At 60.3% G+C, this 24,824-nt stretch carries 20 protein-coding genes; 10 read left to right on the top strand and 10 right to left on the bottom strand.

Annotation, left to right across the window (positions count from 1 at the left end):
• Nucleotides 1-46: 46 nt before the first annotated feature.
• The 4 genes from HNQ65_RS12045 to HNQ65_RS12030 all read left to right on the top strand — a co-directional run bounded on the left by HNQ65_RS12045 (nucleotide 47) and on the right by HNQ65_RS12030 (nucleotide 5,377).
• Nucleotides 47-1,489, top strand: coding sequence for a DUF1501 domain-containing protein (locus tag HNQ65_RS12045; RefSeq protein WP_184339774.1), 1,443 nt, complete (start codon nucleotides 47-49; stop codon nucleotides 1,487-1,489).
• A gap of 65 nt (nucleotides 1,490-1,554) precedes the next feature.
• Nucleotides 1,555-2,367 carry a MotA/TolQ/ExbB proton channel family protein gene (locus tag HNQ65_RS12040; protein ID WP_184339773.1) on the top strand — a complete coding sequence of 271 codons (813 nt, stop codon included), beginning with the start codon at nucleotides 1,555-1,557 and terminating at the stop codon, nucleotides 2,365-2,367.
• A gap of 54 nt (nucleotides 2,368-2,421) precedes the next feature.
• Complete coding sequence (locus HNQ65_RS12035; RefSeq protein ID WP_184339772.1) at nucleotides 2,422-2,865, top strand: ExbD/TolR family protein; 444 nt, start codon at nucleotides 2,422-2,424, stop codon at nucleotides 2,863-2,865.
• A gap of 1 nt (nucleotide 2,866) precedes the next feature.
• A complete protein-coding gene (locus HNQ65_RS12030; protein WP_184339771.1) occupies nucleotides 2,867-5,377 on the top strand; it encodes a tetratricopeptide repeat protein in 2,511 nt (836 codons plus the stop codon).
• Between the two features lie 7 nt (nucleotides 5,378-5,384).
• Here HNQ65_RS12030 and HNQ65_RS12025 read toward each other — a convergent pair whose 3' ends face one another.
• Nucleotides 5,385-5,753, bottom strand: a complete 369-nt coding sequence (locus HNQ65_RS12025; protein ID WP_184339770.1) for an RNA recognition motif domain-containing protein — start codon at nucleotides 5,751-5,753, stop codon at nucleotides 5,385-5,387.
• Nucleotides 5,754-6,002: 249 nt separating this feature from the next.
• Between HNQ65_RS12025 and HNQ65_RS12020 the strand changes: the two genes are divergently transcribed.
• The 5 genes from HNQ65_RS12020 (at nucleotide 6,003) to HNQ65_RS12000 (ending at nucleotide 14,363) form a co-directional block, all read left to right on the top strand.
• On the top strand, nucleotides 6,003-6,779 hold the full coding sequence (locus HNQ65_RS12020; RefSeq protein WP_184339769.1) for a helix-turn-helix domain-containing protein: 777 nt from the start codon (nucleotides 6,003-6,005) through the stop codon (nucleotides 6,777-6,779).
• A gap of 12 nt (nucleotides 6,780-6,791) precedes the next feature.
• Entirely contained in the window at nucleotides 6,792-8,069 is a 1,278-nt protein-coding gene (locus HNQ65_RS12015; protein WP_184339768.1) for a metal-dependent hydrolase family protein, read from the top strand.
• A gap of 22 nt (nucleotides 8,070-8,091) precedes the next feature.
• A complete protein-coding gene (locus HNQ65_RS12010; RefSeq protein WP_184339767.1) occupies nucleotides 8,092-9,072 on the top strand; it encodes a DUF6807 domain-containing protein in 981 nt (326 codons plus the stop codon).
• An 11-nt stretch (nucleotides 9,073-9,083) separates the two neighbouring features.
• Complete coding sequence (locus HNQ65_RS12005) at nucleotides 9,084-12,992, top strand: LamG-like jellyroll fold domain-containing protein (protein ID WP_184339766.1); 3,909 nt, start codon at nucleotides 9,084-9,086, stop codon at nucleotides 12,990-12,992.
• A 126-nt stretch (nucleotides 12,993-13,118) separates the two neighbouring features.
• Nucleotides 13,119-14,363 carry an SGNH/GDSL hydrolase family protein gene (locus tag HNQ65_RS12000; RefSeq protein WP_184339765.1) on the top strand — a complete coding sequence of 415 codons (1,245 nt, stop codon included), beginning with the start codon at nucleotides 13,119-13,121 and terminating at the stop codon, nucleotides 14,361-14,363.
• 118 nt (nucleotides 14,364-14,481) lie between these two features.
• On the opposite strand, the gene HNQ65_RS11995 is transcribed toward HNQ65_RS12000, so the two are convergent.
• The 8 genes from HNQ65_RS11995 to HNQ65_RS11960 all read right to left on the bottom strand — a co-directional run bounded on the left by HNQ65_RS11995 (nucleotide 14,482) and on the right by HNQ65_RS11960 (nucleotide 22,989).
• Nucleotides 14,482-15,336: a fumarylacetoacetate hydrolase family protein gene (locus tag HNQ65_RS11995; RefSeq protein ID WP_184339764.1), complete on the bottom strand. Its 855-nt coding sequence runs from the start codon at nucleotides 15,334-15,336 to the stop codon at nucleotides 14,482-14,484.
• A gap of 6 nt (nucleotides 15,337-15,342) precedes the next feature.
• Nucleotides 15,343-16,149, bottom strand: a complete 807-nt coding sequence (locus tag HNQ65_RS11990) for an SDR family oxidoreductase (protein WP_184339763.1) — start codon at nucleotides 16,147-16,149, stop codon at nucleotides 15,343-15,345.
• Between the two features lie 88 nt (nucleotides 16,150-16,237).
• The gene (locus HNQ65_RS11985) at nucleotides 16,238-17,011 is read right to left on the bottom strand and encodes a ThuA domain-containing protein (protein WP_184339762.1); all 774 of its coding nucleotides are present in this window, start codon (nucleotides 17,009-17,011) and stop codon (nucleotides 16,238-16,240) included.
• A gap of 37 nt (nucleotides 17,012-17,048) precedes the next feature.
• The gene (locus HNQ65_RS11980; protein WP_184339761.1) at nucleotides 17,049-17,807 is read right to left on the bottom strand and encodes a LamG domain-containing protein; all 759 of its coding nucleotides are present in this window, start codon (nucleotides 17,805-17,807) and stop codon (nucleotides 17,049-17,051) included.
• An 8-nt stretch (nucleotides 17,808-17,815) separates the two neighbouring features.
• A complete protein-coding gene (locus HNQ65_RS11975; RefSeq protein WP_246438152.1) occupies nucleotides 17,816-19,300 on the bottom strand; it encodes a hypothetical protein in 1,485 nt (494 codons plus the stop codon).
• Between the two features lie 6 nt (nucleotides 19,301-19,306).
• Complete coding sequence (locus tag HNQ65_RS11970; protein WP_184339760.1) at nucleotides 19,307-20,062, bottom strand: ThuA domain-containing protein; 756 nt, start codon at nucleotides 20,060-20,062, stop codon at nucleotides 19,307-19,309.
• Nucleotides 20,063-20,079: 17 nt separating this feature from the next.
• Nucleotides 20,080-21,489: a hypothetical protein gene (locus HNQ65_RS11965; protein ID WP_221306139.1), complete on the bottom strand. Its 1,410-nt coding sequence runs from the start codon at nucleotides 21,487-21,489 to the stop codon at nucleotides 20,080-20,082.
• A 156-nt stretch (nucleotides 21,490-21,645) separates the two neighbouring features.
• A complete protein-coding gene (locus HNQ65_RS11960) occupies nucleotides 21,646-22,989 on the bottom strand; it encodes a Gfo/Idh/MocA family protein (protein ID WP_184339758.1) in 1,344 nt (447 codons plus the stop codon).
• Between the two features lie 151 nt (nucleotides 22,990-23,140).
• Here HNQ65_RS11960 and HNQ65_RS11955 point away from each other — a divergent pair, with 151 nt between their 5' ends.
• Nucleotides 23,141-23,521: a CBS domain-containing protein gene (locus HNQ65_RS11955; protein WP_221306138.1), complete on the top strand. Its 381-nt coding sequence runs from the start codon at nucleotides 23,141-23,143 to the stop codon at nucleotides 23,519-23,521.
• Nucleotides 23,522-23,596: 75 nt separating this feature from the next.
• On the opposite strand, the gene HNQ65_RS11950 is transcribed toward HNQ65_RS11955, so the two are convergent.
• The gene (locus HNQ65_RS11950) at nucleotides 23,597-24,811 is read right to left on the bottom strand and encodes an exo-alpha-sialidase (RefSeq protein ID WP_184339757.1); all 1,215 of its coding nucleotides are present in this window, start codon (nucleotides 24,809-24,811) and stop codon (nucleotides 23,597-23,599) included.
• Nucleotides 24,812-24,824: the final 13 nt, after the last annotated feature.

Raw genomic sequence — 24,824 nt, 5'->3', positions numbered from 1 at the left:
TCCTGCGAAAACATCCCCTCTGCGGGACGTATCTTTCATACCCCCAATGAACCCCTCTTTTTCACATCATGCCCCGAATCTGGAGCATGCCTTTCTGACGCGCCGTGAACTGCTGCAGCGCGTGGGCATGGGCTTTGGTGCCGTGGCCGCCAGCTCATTGTTTGACCAGCAGGCCGCAGCGGCCACGATGGACCCCATGGCGCTGAAGCGCCCGCACTTCACTCCAAAGGCGAAAAGGGTAGTGCACTTTTTCATGAACGGCGGGCCGTCCCATGTGGACACCTTTGACCCGAAGCCGATGCTGGACAAATACGACGGCAAACCGCTGCCCAACGTGCTCAAAACCGAGAGGCCGACCGGGGCGGGCTTCAAGTCCCCCTTCAAGTTCACCAAGCGCGGCCAGTGCGGCCTAGAGGTGAGCGAGATCTTTGAGAAGACCGGAGCCTTTGCCGATGACATGTGCGTCATCCGCTCCATGCACGCCGACGTGCCAAACCATGAGCCCTCCCTGGGGCTGATGAACAGCGGCGAGGGCCGCCTGAACCGCCCCACCCTGGGCTCCTGGGTGACATACGGGCTCGGCAGTGAGAACCAGAATCTGCCGGGCTACATCTCCATGTGCCCGGGCGGCATGCCCACCCGCCGCACGAAGAACTGGCAGTCCGCCTTCCTGCCCAGCGCCTACCAGGGCGCCTACATCAACACAGATGACACCCGGGTGGACAAGCTGGTGGAGTTCATCAAGAACGGCTCCCTGGACCTGAAGCAGCAACGCCGCCAGCTGGACCTGCTGCAGACCCTGAACCAGCGTAATCTGGTGGCCCAGGACCGTGACCAGCTGCTGGAGGCCCGCGTGCAAAGCTATGAGCTGGCGTACCGCATGCAGATGGAGGCCACGGACGCGTTTGACATCATGAAGGAGCCTGAATCTGTCCGAAAGATGTACGGCGATCACGACTTTGGCCGCCAGTGCCTCATCGCCAGACGTTTGCTGGAGCGCGGCGTGCGCTTCATCCAGCTCTGGACCGGCGCAGGCCAGCCCTGGGACAACCATGACGAAATTCTCGACCACCGGAAGCTCGGCCAGCAGACGGACGGGGCCATGGCCGCCTTTATGAGCGACCTGAAACAGCGCGGTCTCTGGGACGAAACCCTGATGATGTGGGGGGGCGAATTTGGACGCACCCCCGCCGTGGAACTGCCCACCCCCGGGGCGAACGCCGGCAAGCAGCATGGCCGCGACCACAACCACTACGGCTTTACCATGTGGCTGGCCGGCGGGGGAGTGCGCGGCGGCTACACGCACGGTGCGACGGACGAATTTGGCTTCCAAGCCACGGAAAACCCGGTGCACGTGCACGACCTGCACGCCACCATCCTGCGTCTTCTGGGCTTTGATCACGAAAAATTCACGTACCGCTACGCCGGCCTCGATTTCCGCCTGACGGGCGTAAACGAGTGCAAAGTGGTGCGGGAATTGCTGGCCTGACGGCCCGGGAAAGCCAGCCAGCGGCCTCTTGCAAGGCTGGCGCACACGTTTACAGTCGCCGCCTCATGCACCGAAAAATCTTCCTCGCCCTGGCTGTGCTGGTGGCGCTCATCTTCGTGATGAACATCAACGCCCAGGCCCAGCAGCCTGCACCGGCTGCTCCCGGTGTCGTCGTGACTCAGGCCCCCGCCGTGGATGAGAACCCTTATAGCGATGCATTGACGTTCAAAGGCTTTGTGAAGCGCACCGGCGTCATGGCCTATCCGCTGATCACCTTATCGATGGTGGCGTTTTTCATGATCGTGCTCTTCGCCCTCACGGTTCGGCAGGGCACGGTGGTGAGCGATGCCTTTATGAACTCGGCCGATGCGCTGATCCGCAAACAGGACTACCTGGGGCTGCTGGCTGTGTGCAACCGCCGCAACGAGTGCATCGCCCGCATCACCTCCAAGACACTGGACTTTGCCACGCGTAATCCCACCGCTAGTTTTGAAGAGGTGAAGGAGGTGACCGAGGCCGAGGGCAACCGCCAGTCCAGCCTGCTGCTGGCCCGCATCGCCTACCTGGGAGACGTCGGCGCCGTGGCCCCCATGCTGGGGCTGCTGGGCACCACGCTGGGCATGATCACCACCTTCCACGAGATTTCCGGCAAGGGTGTCGGTGGGTCCAACCAGCTGGGACTGGCCCAGGGGGTGTCCGAGGCCCTGCTCTGCACGGCCTCCGGTCTCGTCATCGGCATTCCCTCGCTGATCTTCTACGCCATCTTCCGTGGCAAGGTGAACCGGCTGATCTCCGAAATGGAGGCTGCGACGACCCACCTGATGGCCTTGCTGGCGGTGCAGTACAAGCGCGCAGCACGTGCCGCTGCCGGCCAGTAAAGAGGCATTCATTGGTTTGATTTCGTCTCCTGCCCGCGTCGCAACCTTCCTGACATGAATTTCAGAAAACAGCATTCCATTGAGCCCACTCCCATGCAGCTGGCCCCGCTGGTGGACGTGCTGTTCCTGCTCGTGATCTTCTTTGCCGTGACCTTCCAGTATGCCAAGGAGGAGCAGGTCATGGATGTGAGCGTGCCCGCCGCCGAGGAAGGGAAAGAAAAGGAATCCCGCAATGTCGGCGAGATCATCATCAACATCAAAAAAGACGGCGAGATCCTGGTGAACGGCCAGAAATTCAACACCGACGAGCTGCTGGTGAAGCTGAAGAACATCGTCGCTCTCTACAAGGACCAGGCCGTGATCCTGCGCGGAGACGAAATCGTTGATTATCAGCACGTGATCCGCGTACTGGACACCTGCCAGAAGGCAGGCATCTGGAACATTGCCTTCGCCACGCGCAAACCTGACGCCGACCAACCTGCTGCCACGACCAAGTGAGATGACCGCCGCCAAGCTCCCAACCAGCCCGCGCAGTCATGCGCCCCGCCTGCTGCCAGTGTTTTTCTGCGTGGCCACTCTTTCCTCCATGGCCCAGCAGGCCCCTCGAGCACTGCCGGTGGAAGATGATGACCGTGTGCCCAAGGCCATCCCCGTGGGCAAGACGCCCCCCAAGGCACAGCCAGTGACGGATGACCCCAAGTCTGCGCCCCCTGCCGCCAAAGCCAAGGAGCCAGGGGATGACATGTTTGAATTTGCCTCGCTGGCCTATGACCGCCAGGAGTGGGGCATGGCAGCGCAGTCGTATGCCAAATACCTGCAGCAGTTTCCCACTGCCACGCTGGTGCCAGAAGCCCTCTTCCGTGTAGGCGAGTGCTACATGAAGCAAAACCAGCTCAAGCAGGCCGGCGGCTACTACGAAGAGGTGGTAAACCGCTACCCCTCGAGTGATGGTGCGCCATCTGCCGCCTACCGCCTCGGGGCGATGGCCTTCAACGACTCCAAGTTTGCCGACTCGGCCAAGTATTTCACCTTCTGCGAGGCGAGAACGAAAAGCGCGCAGGTGAAGCTGGCCGCCGCCTACCACAAAAGCCGCGCCTACGGCATGGCCGGAGACAAGGAAAAGCAGGCCTCAGCGCTGAGCAGCGTGATCGCGTTGAAAACCGACAACCCTTTCCGCGAGACAGCACTGCTCACGCTTGGCAGCCTCTATCTGGGACAGGACAAGAAAACCGAGGCTCTGCCCATTTTTGACGAGCTCGTCAAGACCAGTGGAGACCGCGCCATCATCGCCGAGGCCAGCATCCGCGCTGCGGTGCTCTATGCCGAGCTCAAGAAGCCGGACGAATCCATCGCCATGTTTGAAAAGGCGCTGCGCATGCCGGAGACGACCGAGCAGAACCGCGGCATCTCGCTGGTGGGCATCATCCAGTCTCTCTATGCCAAGGGCGACTACGACGGCGTCATTGAATACTACAACAAGAACTCCGAAATTCTGCCTCCGGGCCCCTCCCGCGCCAAGATGCTGCTGCTGGTGGGCCACTCGTACCGCACACGCAAAAGCTACGCCCGCGCCGTGGAGGTGTACCTGATGATCGAGCAGTATCATGCAGACACCGACGAAGCTTTTGAGGCGGGCTACTGGAAGCTGTACTGCTTTTACCTGCTGAATGACAAGGACCTCGGCGAATTTTCCACGGCCTTCATCACCCGTTACGCGCAGAAGCAGGCGAACCATGAGTTTCTCTCCCTCGCACGTCTTATCCGTGCCGACTTCTACTTTAACAAAGCTGAATACCAGCAGGCGGCCCTGAGCTACAACGAGATCAATCTGGACAAGCTGCCTGAGAAACTGCGCCCGGGCACACTCTTTAACATGGGCTGGGCTCAGGGAGAGGCCGGACGGCACCAGGAAGCGGTGGGCACCTTCACCCGCTTCATCAACGAGTATCCTGCCCACGAATACCTTCCCAAGGCCTTTGCCCGCCGCGGCATGGCCAACCGCGATGCGCGTGATCTGCCCAAGGCCAAGGCTGACTTTGAACACGTGACCAAGGACTTCCCCAAGTCAGACGCCTGCGAGCTCTCGTGGCTGCAGCTGGGGTTCATCGCCATGGAGCAGAAGGATCCAAAGGCCACCGTCACCGCCTTTGAGACGCTGCTGAAAAAATTCCCCACCACTACTGCAGGTGCCCAGGCCTATTACGGGGTCGGGCGCGGCAACTTTGACCAGAAGATCTACGACAAGGCCGTGCCCGCACTACGCCGCTCCATCGAACTGGACAGCAAAGGCTACCTCGAAAAATCCAGCCAGCTCATCATCCTGTGCGAATACGCGCGACAGAACGCCGACAGTCTGGCCAAGGCGATCGACAACTACCTGCAGTCCAAGCCAGACGGCCAGGTGCCGCCCAATGTTTTGAAATGGCTGGGGCTCAAACTCTTCAGCAGTGATGACTTCAAACGTGCCGCGCGCTTCCTGGAACTTGCGGTCACCCCGCAGGTTCCGGCCAACACCGAGCCGGTGGTATGGAACTACCTGGGCATGGCCCAGCTGCAAAACCAGCAATACGACGCCAGCATCCAGGCCACGGACAACTTCCTCCTCTCGAATCCGGACAGCGCCACACGCTCTCGTGCCCTGCTGACCAAAGGACGCGCCCAGCTGGGCAAGGGGCTCTTTGACGATGCCGACAAAGCCGCCCAGGAGGCCCTGCAGGTGGTGAAAGACGGCAAGCTACAGGCCGAGCTGCTCCTGCTGGAAGGTGACATCTATGCCGCCCAGGGCGACAAGCTGGCCGCTGAAGGCCAGAAGGATGCGGCAGCGGTGAAATGGAAAGACGCTGCCGCCAAGTATGCCGTGCCGAGCCAGGTCTTTGAAGATCCTGACGTCACTCCAGCCGCCCTCTACAAGGCAGCTCAGGTGCTGGAAAAAGCAGGAGATGCAGCCAAGGCTAAGCTCATGATGGAGCAGCTGAAGCAGCGATATCCGAAGTACCAGCCGAAGCAGTAAGGGTGATCTAGGAGCGTTTGTTGCGGTCCCAGTCTGAGCGTGAATCGCGCCTGCCGCCCGCACCTCCTCCACCGCCTTGGTTGCGATGTCCGCCGCCGCCCCCACCACCACCGAAGGGGCGCTGCGGACGCTCCTCTTTTGGCCGGGCCTCCACCACACGCAGGGCACGCCCGCCGATCTCCTTGGCGTTCAGGGCATTGATGGCTGTGAGCGCCTCGGATTCCACCGGCATCTCCACGAAGGCAAATCCGCGTGAGCGGCCCGTGTCGCGGTCTCTGACAACACGGGCGCTGGAGACATTGCCAAAGGCGGCGAACTCGCCCTGGAGTTCTTCATCCGTCATCGTGTAAGGAAGATTGCTCACGTAGAGGTTCATCGGTTCAGATATGAAAACTGTGCCATGGCGCACATTTCAGAGAACAGGTCATGGCGTGAACCCGATTTTCCGTGTCTGCGTCCGTCGAGGGACGCACACGGACCGGAGAGTAGGCTCGACGGGTGGGGGTGTCAATCCATGCGTGAGCCCCCTCTGGACCTGCTGGAATGGCCTGATGAGTTTTCACGTTTTTTCCTGCCTGCATGATTCCACATGCGAGCAGATAGCGTTCCAGATAGTCTCCCGACTGTGAAAGCCGATGCCGCCGCCACATCCGCCGCCGATGCCCTGCGCGATCTTTTTGACGCGCTGCCGGACGTGCAGGCCTGGATCAAGGACGCGAGGCGCCGCTACCTCTGGGTGAACCGCACCTTTCTGCTGAACTATGGCATGCAGCGGTTGGAGGAGGTGCTGGGCCGGACAGACGACGATCTCTCGCCACCGCACCTGGCGGCGCATTTCCGGGCAGGTGATGAAGCCGTGCTGGCGGGGCAGACGGTGCAGGGCCGGCTTGAGCTGGTGGGCCGGTTTGACCACACGGCGGCGTGGTGCTTCACGACCAAAAAGCCGGTGTGCAATGCGCGGGGCCGCGTCGTGGGCACGGCTGGCATCACGCGCATGCTGGATGCCGCGCAGATCGACCAGCGTGGGGACATCCGCCTCGGTGTCGTCATTTCACTGATGACACGCCGGCTGGGTGAATCCGTGACCAATGCGGAAATGGCGCACGCCGTGGGCATGTCGGCGCGGGCGTTTGAACGCAGCTTTCTCCGCGAGTATGGCCTGCCGCCGCAGCAGTATCTGCGCCGCCTGCGCATCCAGACCGCCTGCCGCCTGCTGGTGGACACGAGAGAGTCCATCTCCGCCATCGGCCTGCGCTGCGGCTTCGCAGACCAGAGCCATCTCACGCGCGAATTTCGCCGCGTCACCAGCCTCACACCTGGCGCCTACCGCGAAAAATACGCCGCCGCGAATGTTCCAAGCCCTGCCGCTCCTGTTCTATCCCGGCGCCGGGCAAAGCGATAGCATCCTGGCACCATGAAGCTCCAACCAGGCACCACCATCGTCAAAAACGGCCAGCTCGTCGATGGCACGGGCAGGCCCGCTGTCCCCAATGCCGCGCTGATCATCACCGACGGCATCATTACCTACGCAGGCCCTGCCGCTGACGCACCGCCTGCTGCTACTGACGCACGCGTGATCGATGCCAAGGGCGGCACCATCATGCCGGGGCTCATCGAGGCGCATATTCACCTGACCTACTTCAATGTGTCCGAGCTGCAGGACCTCGACATCAAGTACCCCGTGGAATACGTGACCCTGCAGTCTGGCGTGAATGCCAAGACCGCGCTGGAGTGCGGCTACACGGCCGCGCGCAGCGGGGGCTGCCTGCACAACATCGATGTCTGGATGAAGAAGGCGATCGAGGAAGACATGATCCCCGGCCCGCGCCTCAGCGCCAGCGGCCGCGAGATCTGCGGCGCAGGCGGGCTGATGGACTGGAACCCCGACTACCGCCGCATCGGCATGGAGGGCATCGTCTTCATCGTGAATGGTCCCGAGCAGGCCCGCACTGCCGTGCGCAAACTGGTCAAAGACGGCATCGAGTGGGTGAAGACCTACCCCACCGGAGATGCCGCCTCTCCCGACATCAACGATCATCACACCCTGTGCATGACCTTTGAAGAGATGCATGCCGTGGTGGCCACGGCGCATAATCACGGTCTCAAGGTCACCGGCCACTGCCGCGCCACCGAGGGCATCCGCAACGCGCTGAAAGCTGGTTATGATGCCATCGAGCACGGCACCTTCATGGATGACGAGTGCCTGGATCTGCTGCTGAAGCGCAACGTGCCGATGTGCCCCGGGCTGGGGTTTGAGCTTTTCAGCGTGCAGCGCGGCAAGGAATTTGGCCTGTCCCAGCGCGTGCTGGACGGCCACCAGGAGACTCTTGAAGCTGGTGCTGAAAGCTGCCGCAAAGTGCTAAAGGCTGGTGGGACCCTGGGGCTCGGTGGCGACTACGGCTTTGCCTGGACCCCGCACGGCACCTACGCGCAGGAGCTGACCTTCTTCGTCGATTACGTGGGCTTCTCACCGCTGGACACGATCAAGTGCGCCACGCTTGGCGGCGCAAAGATGATGGGCCGTGAGAAGGAGATCGGCACACTCGAAAAAGGCAAGCTGGCGGACGTGCTCGTGGTGGCGGGGGATGTGCTCAAGGACATCTCTCTTCTCGAAAACCGCGACAACCTCATGGCCGTGATGCAGGGCGGCGTGGTGAAAGCGGGAACTCTCGTAAAGCCTGCGAGTTTGTGATACAGCGGGCCGTTCCATCGTCATGAAGCCAACCCTTCTCCTCACTGCTGTCTTGGCCACCCTGCCAGCACTCCGCTCCTCCGCCGCAGATATTCAGGTGGAGAAGAGCGGCTCCGTACTGCATTTCAGCGCCGGGGGAAAAATCATCTGCGATTATCAAATGGAGGCTGGCGAGGTGCCTGAGGGAGTGGCCGCTGTTTTCAAACACGGAGCACATCTGCACCCGGTCTATTCGCCCAGCGGCAAGCTGGTGACTGGCAACCACCCGGAAGACCACCGCTGGCATCGCGGCATCTGGATGGCGTGGACGAAGACGGAGTTTGGCGAATCGCACCCCGACTTCTGGAATCAGGGCAAAGGCGAGGGCAAGGACAAGAGCGGAGATCAGATCCTGGCGGAAGTACGCTTCGATAAGCTGGACAAGAGCTGGGGTGGTGTGGATGGCGGTGGCTTCATCAGTCGGCATCTGTTTCTGGATCACAGTCACGCCCCTGATCAGAAAGTGCTGAGCGAGATGTGGCAGGTGGCGGTGGCGCAGAAGGAGCTGGATGGGAAGCTGACGAACATCATCGACCTCACGAGCACTCAGACCTGTGCCACTGACAAACCGCTGAGGCTGCCCAAGTACCACTACGGCGGCCTCGGCGTGCGTGGAAATCAGGCGTGGAATCCGCTCGATGCCGTGACGATGCTCACCAGTGAAGGGCATGACCGCCTCAAAGGAGACTCGACCAAGGGCAAGTGGGTCCACATCGGCGGCCAGGTGGATGGCATGCCTGCCGGCATGGCGATATTGATTCATCCCTCCAACTTTCGCTTTCCGCAGCCGCTGCGCCTCAATCCGAAAAACCCGCAGCTCTGCATCGCCCCCTCGCAGGATGGCGACTGGTCCATCGAGCCCGGCAAACCTTACGTCTCCAAGTATCGCATCCTCGTCTTCGATGGTGTCCCTGATGCCGAATGGATCGAGGCTCAGTGGGCCGCCTATTCCAAAACCAAGTAAACCTTTCCACCATGCTCTTCCGCCTTCTCACCTTCACACTCTTTGTTTCTGCGCTCGGCGCATCTCAGGCAGCCGAAGCTCTCTTTGACAAAACCAACCTCGCTGCGTGGTGCATTGTGCCGTTCGATGCAGGCAAACGCGGCCCGGAGGAGCGTGCGGCCATGCTGGAAAAGATGGGCGTGAAGAAGTTCGTCTATGATTACCGCAAAGAGCACATCCCGCAGTGGGACGACGAGCTGATTGCGCTCAAGAAACACCACATCGAGCTGATGGGCTGGTGGTTTCCAACCACGCTGAATGATGAAGCGCGGCAAACGCTGGAGCTCTTCAAACGCCATGGCGTGCACCCACAGCTTTGGGTGAATGGAAACGGCGGTGCGATTCAGGTAAAGGATGAGGCAGATCAAAAAGCCCGCGTGGAAAAGGAAGTCGCACGTCTGCAGCCGATCTGCGAGGCCGCCGCACCGTTGGGCTGCCAGGTGGCGCTTTACAATCACGGTGGATGGTATGGAGAGCCGGAAAACGCCATCGCCATCGTGGAGGCGCTGAAGGCCAAAGGCATCAAGAACATCGGCATGGTGTACAACCTTCACCACGGCCACGGCCATCTGGACCGCCTAGCCAAAGTGCTGCCACGCATGCTGCCGCACCTGCTCTGCTTCAATCTCAACGGCATGGACATCGACGGCGAGGCCAAGGGCCGCAAGATTCTTCCACTCGGTGTCGGCACGGAAGACGTGAAGGTGCTGCGCATCGTGCGTGCGAGCGGTTACAACGGCCCCATCGGCATTCTCAATCACACGAATGAAGACGCTGAAGGCCGCCTGCTGGACAATCTCGACGGCCTTGCGTGGCTGGTGCCGCAGCTGGATGACAATGTACCTGGACCGAAGCCAAAGTATCGTACCTGGAAGGACAAGCCAGCCACTGTCAGCTTCATTGCCAAGCCCCCCATCACCGGTGAGGGCGTGCCGTCCCTCAATCAGGAATTCGGCGAGGCTCTGAAAGGCAGCTATTTTGAGCAGGACAACGAACCCTTCCGCACGCTGCCGATTACGATTGAATGCCGCGCCAAACTGAACAGCAAGGATCATTTCAACATCCTCGTCGCCTCGGACACCAAATCCTCCGCCACTCATTGGGAGATCTACACGCATGCCAAACGCGGCACCTTCGCGCTCTACATGCCCGGACGTGGCGGCGATTATGATTCGCAGGTGAACATCTGTGACGGCAAGTGGCACGACCTGCTGGCCAGCATCGATGACAAGAGCGTGGCTCTCTGGGTGGACGGCAAGCAGGTGCTCGAGAAGCCAGTGCAGCCCCTCAAGGGCACACCCAAAGCTGGTGGCATTGCTTTCGGCAGCCTCGTGGAAGGCTCCATCGGCTGTGATGGGGTTTTGGACGACGTGCGCATCGCACGCGGTGTGATGAAGCCGCGCAAGAGCAACGGCCCACGCTTGCGCATGGACAACACCATCGGTCTCTGGGACTTCGATCATCTGGACGCCATCCTGCCGCCGAAGGCTCCGCCGCCCGCAGCCTTCAAGCCGGACCGCAAGCCACTCCATCCTGAAGATAATGTGCACTGGGAGGAGTTTGTGAACCGTGAGCGTGTCTTCGACTTCTACGGCAAGCAGGCGCTGCAATTCATGAAGCAGAAGCCGCTTCCGGCATTGCTGCCACAATTCCCCGGACTCGATGGCGGCCAGCAGGGCCACTGGGGGAATCAAAACGACCAGGTGACCTGGAAGGATGGCCGCTTCGCAGAAAGTGATCACGGCAGCGTCTTTAGCTGCGTCTTCAAAGGCGCGGGTCTGACGATCCCCAAGGCCGTGTGCGTTCGCGAAGGTGATACCTCGTATGTCTTCGACAGTGAGAAACTTTCATTCCCGCTCACCTGGACAGGTGGCTTCATCAAGCTCACCGATCACCGTCACGGCTTCATGGGCGGCGCTGCGATGGATGGCAAGGTGGCGTCGAAGCCATCGATCAAGCTCCAAGGCCAGTACGAAGGTTTCTATCGTCAGGGCAAGGCCGTCATCTTCAAAGTGGGTGATTCATTTTGGAATGTTCATGGCGAGCAGGTTCAACTCGCTAAAGAGTTCTTATCCCAATGGCCAAAGTGGATGGAAACCAAAGGCAAGCTAGGCACGCAGCAGCCCTTCGCCACCGACACCATCGAACTGCCCTTTGATAATCCGTATGGCGCGCTGTTCTTCATCACCGCACATGACTTCTTCAGCAATGGCACTGCCGCCATCGCCACCATGACGGGCGAGGTCTGGCTGGTGAAAGGCATCGATGAGAAGCTGTCCAAGATCCGCTGGAAGCGCTTTGCCACTGGTCTCAATCAGCCGCTGGGCATGAAGATCGTGAAGGACAAGCTCTATGTCCTCGGCCGTGATCAGATCACCTGTCTGCATGACCTTAACGGCGATGACGAGGCCGACTTCTACGAGTGTGTGACGAATGCGATGCAGACATCTCCCGGCGGCCACGACTTCATCGTCGGTCTCGAAACCGACAAAGAAGGCCGCTGGTATTTCGCCTCCGGCAATCAAGGTGTCTGCCGCATCACGGGCCGTGACAAACTCGAAGTCCTCGGCACCGGCTTCCGGAATCCGGATGGCCTCGGCATCTCGCCGGATGGACGCTTTGTCACCAGCAGCGGTCAAGAAGGCGACTGGACACCGGCTTCCTCCATCTTCCAGATCGAACTGGACCACAATCTGGGTGCCCACTTTGGCGCAGGCGGCCCCAAGAACGGCCAGCCTCCCGAGCCCGTGCTCATGTATCTCCCTCGTGGCGAGGACAACAGCGCCAGCAGCCAGGCCTTCATCTCCAGCGACAAATGGGCTGCACTCAAAGGCGATGGCAATTTCGTTCATCTCTCCTCCGGCGGTGGCGGCGCGTGGCTCGTCATGCGGCAGAATGTGAAAGGCCGCTGGCAGGCGGCAGCGGTGAAGATCAGCGGCAACTTCGACTCCGGCCCGCAGTGCGCGCGCTTCAATCCGAAGGACGGCCACCTCTACGTGAACGGCATGCAGGGCTGGGGCAGCTACACCCCGAAGGACGGCTGTTTCCAACGCGTGCGCTTCACTGGCGGCGAGAAGCCGGTGCCCATCGGATTCGAAGCCCGCGACAATGGAGTGCTGCTCCGCTTCAACCAGCCCGTGAAAGATGCCGACGCCTCCACCTGCTTTGCGCAATGCTGGAACTACCGCTATGGCCCTCAGTATGGCTCTCCTGAATACTCCGTGAAATATGCTGATACACCTGGCCATGATCCGCTGGAAGTGCACAGCGTGCAGAAGCTCGATGGTGGTAAAACTCTCTTCCTCGAAATCCCGCAGATCGTCACCGCCAGCCAGATCCATCTGCACCTGAGCACTGGCCATGATGTTTTCCTCACAGCCCATGCTCTGGCAGAACCCTTTACCGATTTCGTTGGCTACACCAAGATCGCGAAGACCAATCACGCTGCACAGATCGGCATGGAGGCGCCGAAGTCTTCCAAGCCCAATCCGTGGGCCAAGGGTGAAGGCGGACGTGAAATCGTCATCGAGGCTGCTCTCGGTCTGCAATACGTGCAAAAAACGCTCAGCGCCAAGGCAGGTGAGAAGCTCACTATCGTCTTCAAAAACCCTGATGTGGTTCCGCACAACTGGATGCTCGCCAAACCGGGCACGCTGCAAAAGATCGGCAATCTGGCCAACCTTATGATCACCGACCCGCAAGGTCTGGCCAAGCACTACGTGCCCGATTCCGACGACGTGCTGGCTTACACCGACATGACGAATCCGCAGTCGAGCTTCACCATCCACATCACTGCTCCAAGAGAGAAGGGCGACTACCCCTACCTCTGCACCTTCCCCGGCCACTGGATGGTCATGAACGGCGTGCTGAAAGTTGAGTGAATATAGAGCCTCCGACTTGTCTGAGATGCCACAGCACAAACTTTGATCTGCCGGTGAACTTTTCTCCTGGTTCCTGCGTCAAAATCGGAGATGCGCCGCTGTGTCTTCACATTCATGCTCCTGCTCATGAGCTTCTCGCTCAGGGCGGAGCAGTGCCTGGTGATCGGGGACAGCCTGACAAAGGAGTACGAAGAGGAGTTTCCGGCGCTGTATCCCAACAACCCTGCCTCCTGGCAGGCGCGGAACTGGATCGAACTCCTGCATCAGAACCGCACCGACTGGTTTGATACTGGAACGTGGGGAGCCTATGCTGATCCCAGGCTCACAGGGCACGCTTATAACTGGGCCTTCCCGGGAGCGACCACAACGGACATCCGCAACCAGCTCAGCAGCATCTACAACTTTTGGTGGACCAACACGCTGAAAAACCAGCTGCGTGGCACCGTGGAGAGAGTGGTCATCTTCGCGGGCGGCAATGATGCTGACAGCTACTACGCCAATCTCTACAACGGCACGGCGGACGCCTCCGTGACTACCACGACCTATGGAAATCTGCAGTGGATCATCAGCTTTGTGCGTGGAGTGAATCCATCCATTCCCATCGTGCTGGTCAGCGTGCCGCATGTGGGCTGCACGCCCAAAATTCAGCAGGGCTACCCCACCGATCCGGTAAAAACGGCCCGCGTCACCGCCGCAATGGATGCCCTGAACGCCAGTCTGGCAGCCTATGCACAGTCCATCGGCATCGGATTTGTGCCCGGCGTGTATGCGTTCACCAAGTCGCTCATCTCGCAGCCCTTCCGCATCCAGGCCATCGAATTTTACCGTGTGGCGGATGCCGATGCGCGGACGCGTTATGCATTCTCCGGAGACGGATTTCACCCCAACACCTGCGCGCATACCAAGATCGCGCAGATGGTCGTGGATGCCTTCAATGCCCAGTATCCAGCCACGGCAATCACACCGGTGAGCGACAGCTACATCATCTCCACCCTGCTAGGGCTGGATCCCAACATCCCCTTCACCGAATGGCTCGCCTCAGTGGGGCAGAGTGGCAGCTTCACGGCCGATTCGAATGGCAACGGCATACCCAACGGCGTCGAGTTCGCACTGGAGAATGTCACAGGCACCTCCAGCATGCCAAGGCCGGTGCTGCAGAATGGCGCGCTGACATTGACCTACCAGCCTCGCATGGTCTTCACCGAATGGGGCAGCATCCAGGCGCAATCCTCCACGGACCTGGTGAACTGGACTGACATCCCTGCGGCGCAAACGACGAACAACGGCGACGGCACGATCACGGTCAACGCGAATCTGAGCGGCAAAGGTTTTGTGCGGCTGAAGTGCAGCCCGGTAAACACGGGGCCATAAGCCACATCTCCGATGCCAGCCTTGCAGGAGCAGTCAAAAAAGGGTCCGCACAGAAGACTGTGCGGACCCCAATTCAAAAGGCTATTGAGTTTTCCGGACGAGCTAAAGCTCGACTGCTTTATGCGGCGACAGCCGTCTGGCCCTGGACGCCGAGGCCTTCGACGCCGAGCTCGATGACATCGCCGGGCTTCATGAAAACCGGCTCGGGTTTGAAGCCAAGGCCGACTCCGGGAGGTGTGCCGGTGGTGATGATGTCTCCGGGCAGCAGGCTCATGAACTGGCTCAGATAGCTCACCAGCTTCTGCACGCCGAAGATCATCTGCGCGGTGCTGCTGTTTTGGATGGTCTTGCCGTTCAGCTTGAGCCAGAGCTTGAGGTTCTGCGGATCAGGGATCTCATCGCTGGTGGCGAGGAAGGGCCCGATGGGCGCAAAGGTGTCGCAGCTTTTGCCCTTCACCCACTGGCCGCCGCGCTCCAACTGCCACTCTCGCTCGCTGTAGTCATTGTGCACGCAGTAGCCGGCCACATGGCTCATGGCGTCCGCTTCGGAAACGTAGCTGGCCTTTTTGCCGATGACGAAAGCGAGCTCGACTTCCCAGTCGGTCTTCTTGGAGTTGCGCGGGATGACCACGTTGTCATTCGGACCCACGATGGCGCTGGTGGCCTTGAAGAAAACGATAGGCTCCGCCGGGATGGGCATGCCGCTTTCCTTGGCATGGTCCACGTAGTTCAGGCCGATGCAGATGATCTTGCTGGGGCGGGCGACACAGGGGCCGAGGCGGGTTTCAGCAGACACCGTGGGAGCCGTGGCGGCGTTGGCCTTGGCCCAGGCGGCCAGACGCTCAAGGCCGTCTCCTCCAAAGAATTTCTCATCGTAGTCACTGCCAAAGGCGCTTGCGTCGATGCGGCGGCCATCTTCCAGCAACAGGCCGGGTTTTTCTTCTCCAGGGTTTCCAAAGCGGATCAGTTTCATGGTGGTTTAGTTGGTGTGATCTTGTTGTTTGAGAGGATCGCCCTCGTGATTGGTGTAGCGGCCGATGAGCGGGTACTGCTCCAGCTCGGCCACGGTGCCGGTGACAGGAAAGCTCTCGCGGCTGACCCAGTATACAGCGGCGGCGGCGATGTCTTCAGGCCTCAGCAAACGGCCCATGGGAACTGCGTAGGCTGGCAGACGCTCGGGCCAGCCTTCACCGAGACCATCGCCGAGCTTCACCTTGTATTCGTTCTCCGTGAGGGTCCAGCCGACATTGAGCTGGTTCACACGCACGCGGTCGGTGCCGAGCGCATCGGCCAGGTTGCGGGTCATCGTCATGAGCGCGCCCTTGGACATGGAGTAGGCCAGCAGATTGGCCTGACCGCAGTGGGCCAGCACGGAGCCGATGTTCAGCACCACGCCTTGGTTTTTTTTCAGCTCGGGCAGCAGCGCACGGATGAGGAGCATGGGTGCACGGGCGTTCACGGCGATGATGCGGTCAAACATGGCCGCGTCCGTCTCGGCGATGCGCGCACGGTTGGTCATGGCCGCGTTGTTCACCAGAGCGTCGATTTTGCCGAAGGCGGCGATGGCATCAGCGGCCAGTTTGGCCGGGACCTCCGGGTCGGCGAGGTTGCCCTGGCAGAAGGCTGCTTTGTCGGTGCCAAGCTCCTGCCTCAAAGCCTCGCCGCGTTCGGTTTCCAGTCCGTGCAGGACGACTCGGGCGCCTTCGGCAACGAAGCGCCGCGCCATGAATTCGCCAATGCCCGTGCAGCTGCCGGTGATGAGGATGACCTGGTCTTGAAGTCGCATGTTTGTCGGGTGGTTTGGTGAGCCGCTTCCTATGGCGAGCGTGCGGCGATGCTCAAGGCTGCACAGCCGACACGCCGAAGAAAAAATGTCAGGGTTTCTCCAGCGCCCAGGCGATGCCATTGAGCAAAAAGCGCCGGAAGGCTGGCAGCTTGAAGTCATCCCAATGCCCCATCGAGGTGTAGAAGACGCGGGCCTTCTTTTCTCCATACAGATGAGTCCACGCGACAGGCTCGGTCTCGGTCCCTGGCAGCGTTCCCTTCAAAAGCGCTGTCGTGCCGGATTGCAGTGGTGTGTTTTTATACAGACCGCCATGACCGATGAGTTCAGAGACCACAACTCCACGCAGGATGGGATGTGACTCCGCACCCGGAATCACTGTGATAGCGGCGGGATCTTTGCCGTAGTGGCCGGTGTAGTTGCCGCCCAGCACCTGCGGATCAAAGTCCTGCCAGATGCCCAGGCCGGCCTTGGGTTCCGGCTCCTTGGGACGCAGCGCGAAGCAATGGCTGGCCGTGCGGATGCCCACCAGCGGCTTGCCGGCATCGAGATGAGCGCGCACGGCTTTGATCACCTCCACCGGCGGAGTCCGGCGGCGCACGCTGATGAAAAGGAGATCGGCATCATGCACGGCCTCCACGAAGCCTGGGAACTGGTTCTTATCCGCCTTGTCCGCCTGAATGATGGTGACGCGATAAGGCGCGGCTTTCAATTCTTGGGCGGCAAACTCCGGCAGGGTTTCCCAGGTGTGATATTCGTCCTCGCCGATCATCATGACGATGTGGGCTGGTTCGGCGGCTTGGAGCTGCCATACGCAAGTGGCAGCCATGATGAGCAGGAGACGGAGGAGGGAAGACAAGTTCATGAGGTTAATGAAATGACGGTTCGCAGTGACTGACAGCTCAAGGTTTCACCGTTGCCTGCAGTGCCGCCTTGGCTGAGGCCCAGTCTGCGTTGGGCAGCGCCTCCCACATGCGCAGATGGCGAAAGCTCGCCTCCGTGCCGGCCCCGAGCATGATGCTGTGTTTCGCCGTGCCAATCAGCGGATTGCTCAGCGTGGTACTTTTGCCGTCGATCGTACCCACCACTTCCGTGCCTTTGATCTCCAGCACCACAGTGTGCCATTCGTTGAGTTTGACGGGCGTCAGCGCGCGGCCCGCCGTTCCTTTTTCCCGCTGCTTGGTCGTGGGGTTGATGCGCTCCGCATCATATGGCGTCAGAAATAGGCCTCCCGGTCCCACGCTCAGCGCGATCACGTAGTCCTTGGCATCCGTCGCCTTCACAAACAAAGAGCGGTATTTGCGGCCTTCATCGGGCACGTCGTTCAGCCTCACCTCACATTGAATGATGGCGTCGGTGAACTGAAAGCCAAACGAGGCTGTCGCCGGATGATTGGCCCCCGGGCTTTCCACCCCGGTGAAAACTCCGTCGGTCAGTTTCCAATAGCCGGATTTCCCACCTGCAGGTCCTGCATTGTAGCGCCAGCCGGTGAACCCGCTGGCAAATCCCACCGGCTTGCCAACCACAGGCGCGAGCGGCGGCGTAAAGTCCTCGCTGACCAGCAGCTTGCCACGCGTGGTCATGAGCGTCTTTGGCAAATCGTCTGCGGCCAAGTTGGAGCAGGCAAATGCGGCAAACAGAAGCAGGAGTGATGATTTCATGAAAAAGCTTATCGGCTGAGATTGCGCAAAACTTCCAGCGCCTTCGTCTCAAAAATCTTCTGCCACTCGGGCGCGACCAGCGTGTCACAGTCTTCCTGCGCATAGCCGCTGTTCAGGCGCTGCTCCACAGTGGGTGTGTACCAGATGTAGCCATTGGTGTAGCCGGAAACAAAAGCGCGGGCGTCATTCGCCGCTTTCTTGATGTTCAGTCCCACCTGCACTGTGACCTCTCCGGGGAAGGTCACCAGCTTGAAGTCGCCTACCCGCAGCCCGCAGACCTCGGCATCCAACGTTGGGCTGGCGGCAGCCTCGGTCTGCTTCAGGTGCATTTTCAGCAGCGCGAGGTTGGCGTTCAAACGTGTGAGCCGCTCCATGATTTCGATGTTGGCCAGGTAGCTCTCCACCAGCGTGCGGTTGTCGGCGTCAAGCTGGGGGATGGCTTTCCGATCCAATGACTGGTCATGCAGGTAGCTCTGCGAATAATGCGACGGCGTTTCCGGCCAGAGCTTGTGCTGCAGCAGCAGGGGCAGGAAGGTCTTGAAGTTGATGTTGGTGGGCTTGAGCGCGGCCACGAGCTTTTTCTGCTCCGCCTCGATGTTGGCAATGCGTGCGGTGTAGTCCGCAGCACGCGGCAGGGCGATGGTCTCATTGTTCACCTTGAGAGGCGCACCGGCCTGGGTTTCAATCTTCCGCACTGAGGCCAGCACCGTGGCACCCAGCATGGTGCCGAGCGGTTCGGCATCGGCTGGTCGGGAGACCTCCTTGTAGCGCACCGGATTGATGTCGCCACCACATCCCTGGATGAAGAAGGCCATCGCTCCGCCTCCAAGGGCGTCCTCAATCACCTTGGAGGCAAAGCCTGGATAGTCCGCCGAGCAGCCCTTGCTGGGCGGGTTCATGATCGGATGGCAGGCAAACTGGTAGAGCACGGCCAGCGACGTGCCGTCCATGCGGTCCAGCCGCAACACGGCCACCTGTGGGTCGATGGGCCCCACACTGGCGACGTCTTCATCGGGCGGCATCGAATAGGCGCGCCGCATGTCCACCATGCTGCCATCCTTCATTTTGAGCCGCCGGTTTTCACTGATGCGCGTCTCCGAGCCCTCGCCGCTGCCCGCTTTCACCGGCACCAGATTCCGCACCGCTTCTTTCACCGCCTGGATGACCAGCGGCTCCAGATCTCCGCGTACGATGCCGTGACAGTGGCTCGCATTCACCACCACATTCTCCGGCGCGATGCCCAGCTCCCGCAGTCCGCTGCGCACCGTCGCCATGAAGCCATTGCCAATGCGCCCGATGCCTCCCACCGCCACCGCATCCAGCGTGATCACCACCGCCGTGGTGTCGTCGTTCTTGAGCACCAGCGCCTTGGCAAAGCACGGATCAGTCACCGGAACGGTGCGGTCAGTGATGTCGACCTTGGCCACCCCTGCGAGCATTTCAGCCCTGGCGGTGACGACGCATGCGAGCAGGAGGAGGCAGACGAATTTCATGACGCGCTATTTTTTCAAAGTCCACTCCACGGCATTGCGCAGCAGGCGCTGCAGATCGGCGCTGCGCATGTCCTCCGGGGCACCGAGGCTGGTGTAAAAGATGCGCGCTTTTCCGCTGCCATAGCTGCGCGTCCATGCCACCGGCTGAGGCGGCGTGGTGGCTCCAGCCTGTGCAGTGCCAATGAGAATCGGCGTGGCGTCAGCGGCCAGCGGCAGCACTTTATAGAGTGACTGATAGCCCTGGATGTTCGCCACATTCACCCCTTCAAGAAGAGGCGTCTTGACTCCATCAAGCACTCTGACGCTGTAGGGCAGCCCCTTGGTTTCATAGCCCGCATTTTCACCACCCAGCACTTCATGAGTAAAGTCAGGCCATGGCTCCAGACCAGGGTCCACGACTTCCTTGGGCTTGGGTATGAAGGCATGATTCGCCGTTCGTATGCCGAGCAAGGGCTTGCCAGCAGCCAGATGCGCCCGAATGGCCGCCATCTGCTCCTTCGGTGGGAAACGACGGCGCGAGAAGAGCACCAGCAGATCCGCCTCTTTCAGCGCTTCGACAAGTCCAGCAAAGTGATGCGGCTGCGGCTTGTCCCCTTCAATGATTGTGACTTGATGCCCGAGCGGCCGCAGCTCCTTCTCCGCAAATTCACGCATCGTGCGCGGAGCCTCGTAGTTGTTGGGATCTTCCACCGTCATGATGACGATGTTGGCAGCAGATGCGGCACAGGTAAGCAGCGCGAAGCAGAGCAGAATGAATTTCATAGTCGCGTGAATAGATATTACTGAAGTTTTGCAAACAGCTCCTCAAGACCGGCGACGATCTTTGTTGAGGCATCGGCTTCGAGGCAGGCGGATCTGGCGCGCCAGGTTTCATAGCCGCCAAGCTTGTGCTGCTCCGGCGTGGGAAGATAGCCATGGTACGCATTGGCCAGGGACACGGTGAAAGTCTGCGCATGCCGGCTCTTCAAACCCAGCCCGATCTCCACAAAGACCTCCGCAGGAATGGCTGAAACACGCAGGTCGCCGATCTTGAGCACCTGCAGAGGCGCGGAGACTTCCTTGGGGAAGTCCGCCAGCAGCACCGTTTCCCGCGCATACACCTGCTCCATTGTCTCCATGCGCGGAAAGAGCTTGGACTGCTTCGTCACCACGCGTGCTTTTTCCACCTCCTCCTGGGTGGGGATGCGCAGGCCCAGCGTGACCTCCTTCTGCGCCACTCCGAGCGGCACCCAGTCCTGATACTTCAGCGCCTTGCACGCACCGGCGACAGCCTGCGCCACATCCTTCGCGACGAGATTGATCTGCCCATACAGCGGCTGCTTCGCCTGACCACCGCGGCAGTCGATGTTGTTGATGTCGCCGCTGGTGCCGTTGGACATGATGCCCACAAAGGCGTGGTCTTGATTCCCCGCGCCGATCAGCTCGCCGATCCGGCTGCAAAAGACACCGTAGTAGTCCGCCGAAAGATGGCCCGGCCCTGTGCCGCCGACATAATGCAGCGAGTAGTTGGCATACAGCGCGATGGGTTTGCCCTCCATGGATTGCACACTGATGAAGCACACCTCAGGATCCGTCGGTCCGGCTGGTTCCAGGAGGTTCGGGTTGTTGACTCCGGGATTCGTCTTCACCTGATCCGTGGTCACTCCATGAGGCGCGGGGGGAATGCCGCCGGGCTTCATTTTCCAGCGGCGGTTAAAGACATGCTGCGGCACATCCACCTTCCCCCACGCGATTTTGGCGGGGGCAAGATTGTTCAGGGCGCAGCGAATACCATCGGCGATGCGACGTGCCAGAAAACGCTGATACATCGGATTCGGCTCGCTCTGGCCCACCGCCTGCGCCGTGCCGCAGGAGTGCGAATGCGTGACGGACATGAGCATGTTCTCCATCGGCAGCCCGGTGGCCTCGTTCACCATCTTCTTCGCCTCATCAAAAATGCCGCGTCCAATGACACAGCTGTCCGCCACCACCAGCACCAGCTTCGTCTTGCCGTCATCCAGCGCCAGACAGCGGGCGTGCAGTTCATCATGTACAAACACCGCCTGCCGGTCCTGAAAACCGCCGTTCATGGAGGTGCCCAGCTCTGGTGTGATGTTGCTGGTGGCCGCACCGGCTTTGAAAACGTGCGACGGATCAGCCGCATGTGCCACCGAGAGAAGGATGCAGAATGGAAGGGTGAGAAATCGCATGCCTCCCATACGCCATCAGGAGGCCGACTCCATCGGCGAACCTCAGTGCATATCCGGGAGTACCAGCATGCGTTTCATTCATACCAATACTGGCAGATGCCACCCACCAGCATCAAAGGAACAGTGCTGATGGGTGGTAATGTGTTCATGCTCGATTCAGCCGTCGATATTCCAGCCGGGTCGGTATTCCTTCTTCATGAAGGCGTTCGCTTCGGGTGTGTCGGGGCTTTTGCCGGTCTTGCCGTCATACTGGATCTTCTTGCCGGTACGGTAGGCCACGAGACCGAGGAGCATCATCTCGATCATGTCGGCGCTGTAGCCGAAGTTGCAGGCGGTGGGCTTGCTGGGGTCACGGCAGGCGTCGAACCACTGCTTCTGGAAGTGGCCGATGTCAGGCAGCATATCCTCTTTCTTGCGCGGCTTGTAGTAGCTCATGTCCGCATCATTGCCATAGGGCAGGATGAGGCGGGAGTCGAAGTCGGCGATGAGGAAGCCCTTGGTGCCTTTGAACATCGCGCCATGACCAATCTGCGTGAGATCAATGTGCTTCTTCGGCGAGCTCGGCATCGCGCCGCCCTGATACCAGGCCACGGTGATGGGTCCACGCCAGTCGTTGGCGGGCAGCTCAAAGTGGGATTCGCATTTCACCGGCGTCACGTCGGAGTTGTAGGCATCTCCCTTCGCTTCGGCAGAGGTTGGCAGTCCGCCGTCCACGGCATTCCACAGCAGGTCCATGGTGTGGCTGCCCATGTCGCCGATCTGACCTGCACCGAAATCCCAGAACATGTTCCAGGAAAGGCAGTTCGCGCCTGCTCCACCGGAGAAGTAGGCTGGGTTGTACGGATGGAACGGCGAGGGGCCTAGCCACAGGTCGTAGTGGAATCCCTTCGGCGGCTGGCCTTCCTCGGGGAAATAACCCGGCCTGGGAATCTGGCGGTTGCCCCAGGCGTAGGCGGCCTTCAGCTCGCCGATGGCGCCGTCGCGAATGAGTTCGCGGACGCGGTTGAAATTCGGATTGGCATGCCGCTGCATGCCCACCTGGGTGGCCAGCTTGCCCTTCTTTGTCTCCCATGTGGCGCGCACGGTGCGTGCTTCATCCACGGTGATGGCCAGCGGCTTTTCGCAGTAGCAGTGCAGGTTCCGCTTCAGCGCCCAGTTGGCAATGAACGCATGCGTATGGTCCGGCGTGCAAACGACCACAGCATCAAGGCCTTTATGATCCAGGCACTTGCGCCAGTCGATGTACGTCGTGGCATTCGGGAAACGCTTTAGCGCATCGGGAAAGCGTGCTTCGTTGATGTCGCACAGCGCCACCACGTTTTCCTCCGCAATGGAGTCGTAATGCGCCAGGCCACGCCCCCACACGCCGATCAGGGCGACGTTGAGCTTGTTGCTGGGGGCGTTCTGACCGAACAGCGGGCGGGTGATCATGCTGCCGGCGACGAGACCGGCGGCACCGACGAAACGACGGCGGGAGAGGGGCGTGGGTTGGGTGCTCATGGCACTGCATGAAACGGCGCGGCAGATCGTTCTCAAGCACCAAGGTGATGCGAATTACCGCATTTCCCCCGGCCAGACGGACGTGAAAAAACGAAGGCTTGCTTAACCAAAGCCGATTTTAGAAAATAAGAATCCACCACATCCAACCGCCGTGGAAATTCCAACCGCTGCGAAGACACTGCTGGAGCACAAAGGCCGGGACATCTGGACCATCTCGCCAAAAGCCACCGTCTATCAGGCCATCCAGATGATGTCTGAGAAAAACATCGGCGCCCTGCCGGTGGTGGAAGGCAACCGGCTGGTCGGCATCATTTCAGAACGAGATTACATGAGCAAGGTGGCGCTTCATGGCAAATCCTCCAAAGAAACCCCGGTGGGAGAAATCATGACGCGTGATCCGGTGACCGTGGGGCCTGCTCAAACCGTTTCGGAATGCATGGAGATCATCACGGAGCATCGCGTCAGACACCTTCCGGTCCTGGATGGAGATGAACTGCTTGGCATTGTTTCCATCGGCGACCTTGTGAAGTAGATCATCGCCACCCAGCGCATGACCATCGAGCAACTGAACGCCTACATCTCCGGCGGCTACTCGGCTTAGCCATGCTCACACCAGCGTATTCGGCCGGCTCCAGCGGATCCTGCCCAGCAGCAGATCTCCTTTAAAGCCATGCTTCGGCAGCATGCCGCCATCAGTGACCCACGATTCATCTGGTGAGATGTTGGTGGTCTGGAAATTCCCCATCAGAGGGACTTCATCCGGCGCTTTCACGCCATCGCCTTCCAGTGGCAGCACCACACGCTCCGTCTCGCGAATGAGGCGCAAGGTCTTCATATCCACCTGCGCCATGAAGAGCGGTGCACGCCAGCGCATTACATTTACATTGCTGGCATCCTTGCGCGTGTAAACCAGATGCAGCGCCTCGCTGTGCGGCAGCCAGTGCTGCTGAGTGGTGCTCATCTCCAGCGGCGAGCCATCATCCCAGCACCAAGGCTGCTTTTCCTCAAAGTTGAGCCCGTCATCACTCGCGGCCACATAGCCTCGGTTGTCCTCGGCGCGCAGCGTCACGTAAAACTTCCCGCGATAGCGCACCAATGAAGGCTCCAGCAAACCACGCCCTGCTGAGTGTTTGATCTCGCGGCCCACTTTCTGGATGGCCAGCGTCTCTCCATCAAACGAGCAGCGCACTCCGGCGGCCGAGCGCCCGTTCTGCTGGGCACCGAACGACATCACAAAGGCAATGCTGCCGTCCTCCAGCACCTCGCGCTGGCCGCAGTTGTTGGTGTAGATGTTGGACCCGCGCGGATCATCCCACACCAGGCGTTTGCGTTCGGACCAGCGGCCGTCTTTGTAAACCGCATACACCGGCCAGCGTGATGGCTGGTTGCGGTCAAACTTCGGTCCGCGATAAAAGACATTGTGCCCCATCGCCAACACCGTGCCGCTTTTCGCATGATACTGTGGCACCACATCACACACGCCCTCATCACCACGACCATCATTCTTCGGCACACGGCCCAGCGGCGGCACCGGCTGCGGGTCCGACCACGTGCGCCCGAGGTCACGGGATTCCATCCAGTGCACCGGCATGAAATAATCCGAGCCACGAATCTCCTGCATCATCATGACGATGACAGGACCGTCCTTGCCAGGCACCACACAAGGCCGCGGATGAAACCACGAAGGTCCGCTGCCATCGAGGCCGCGTTTGAGGGTGATTTTTTCCAGCGAGGCAATCAGCGGCGCCGCTGACTGCCCGGCGGCAAGGTTTACGGCCAGCATGCCCGCCGTGCTTTGTTGGATAAATCGACGACGGTTCATGATGGCAGAGAGC

Origin of the sequence: Prosthecobacter vanneervenii (assembly GCF_014203095.1) — a bacterium.
Taxonomy (GTDB): domain Bacteria; phylum Verrucomicrobiota; class Verrucomicrobiia; order Verrucomicrobiales; family Verrucomicrobiaceae; genus Prosthecobacter; species Prosthecobacter vanneervenii.
This window is presented reverse-complemented; position numbering and strand designations above follow the sequence as displayed.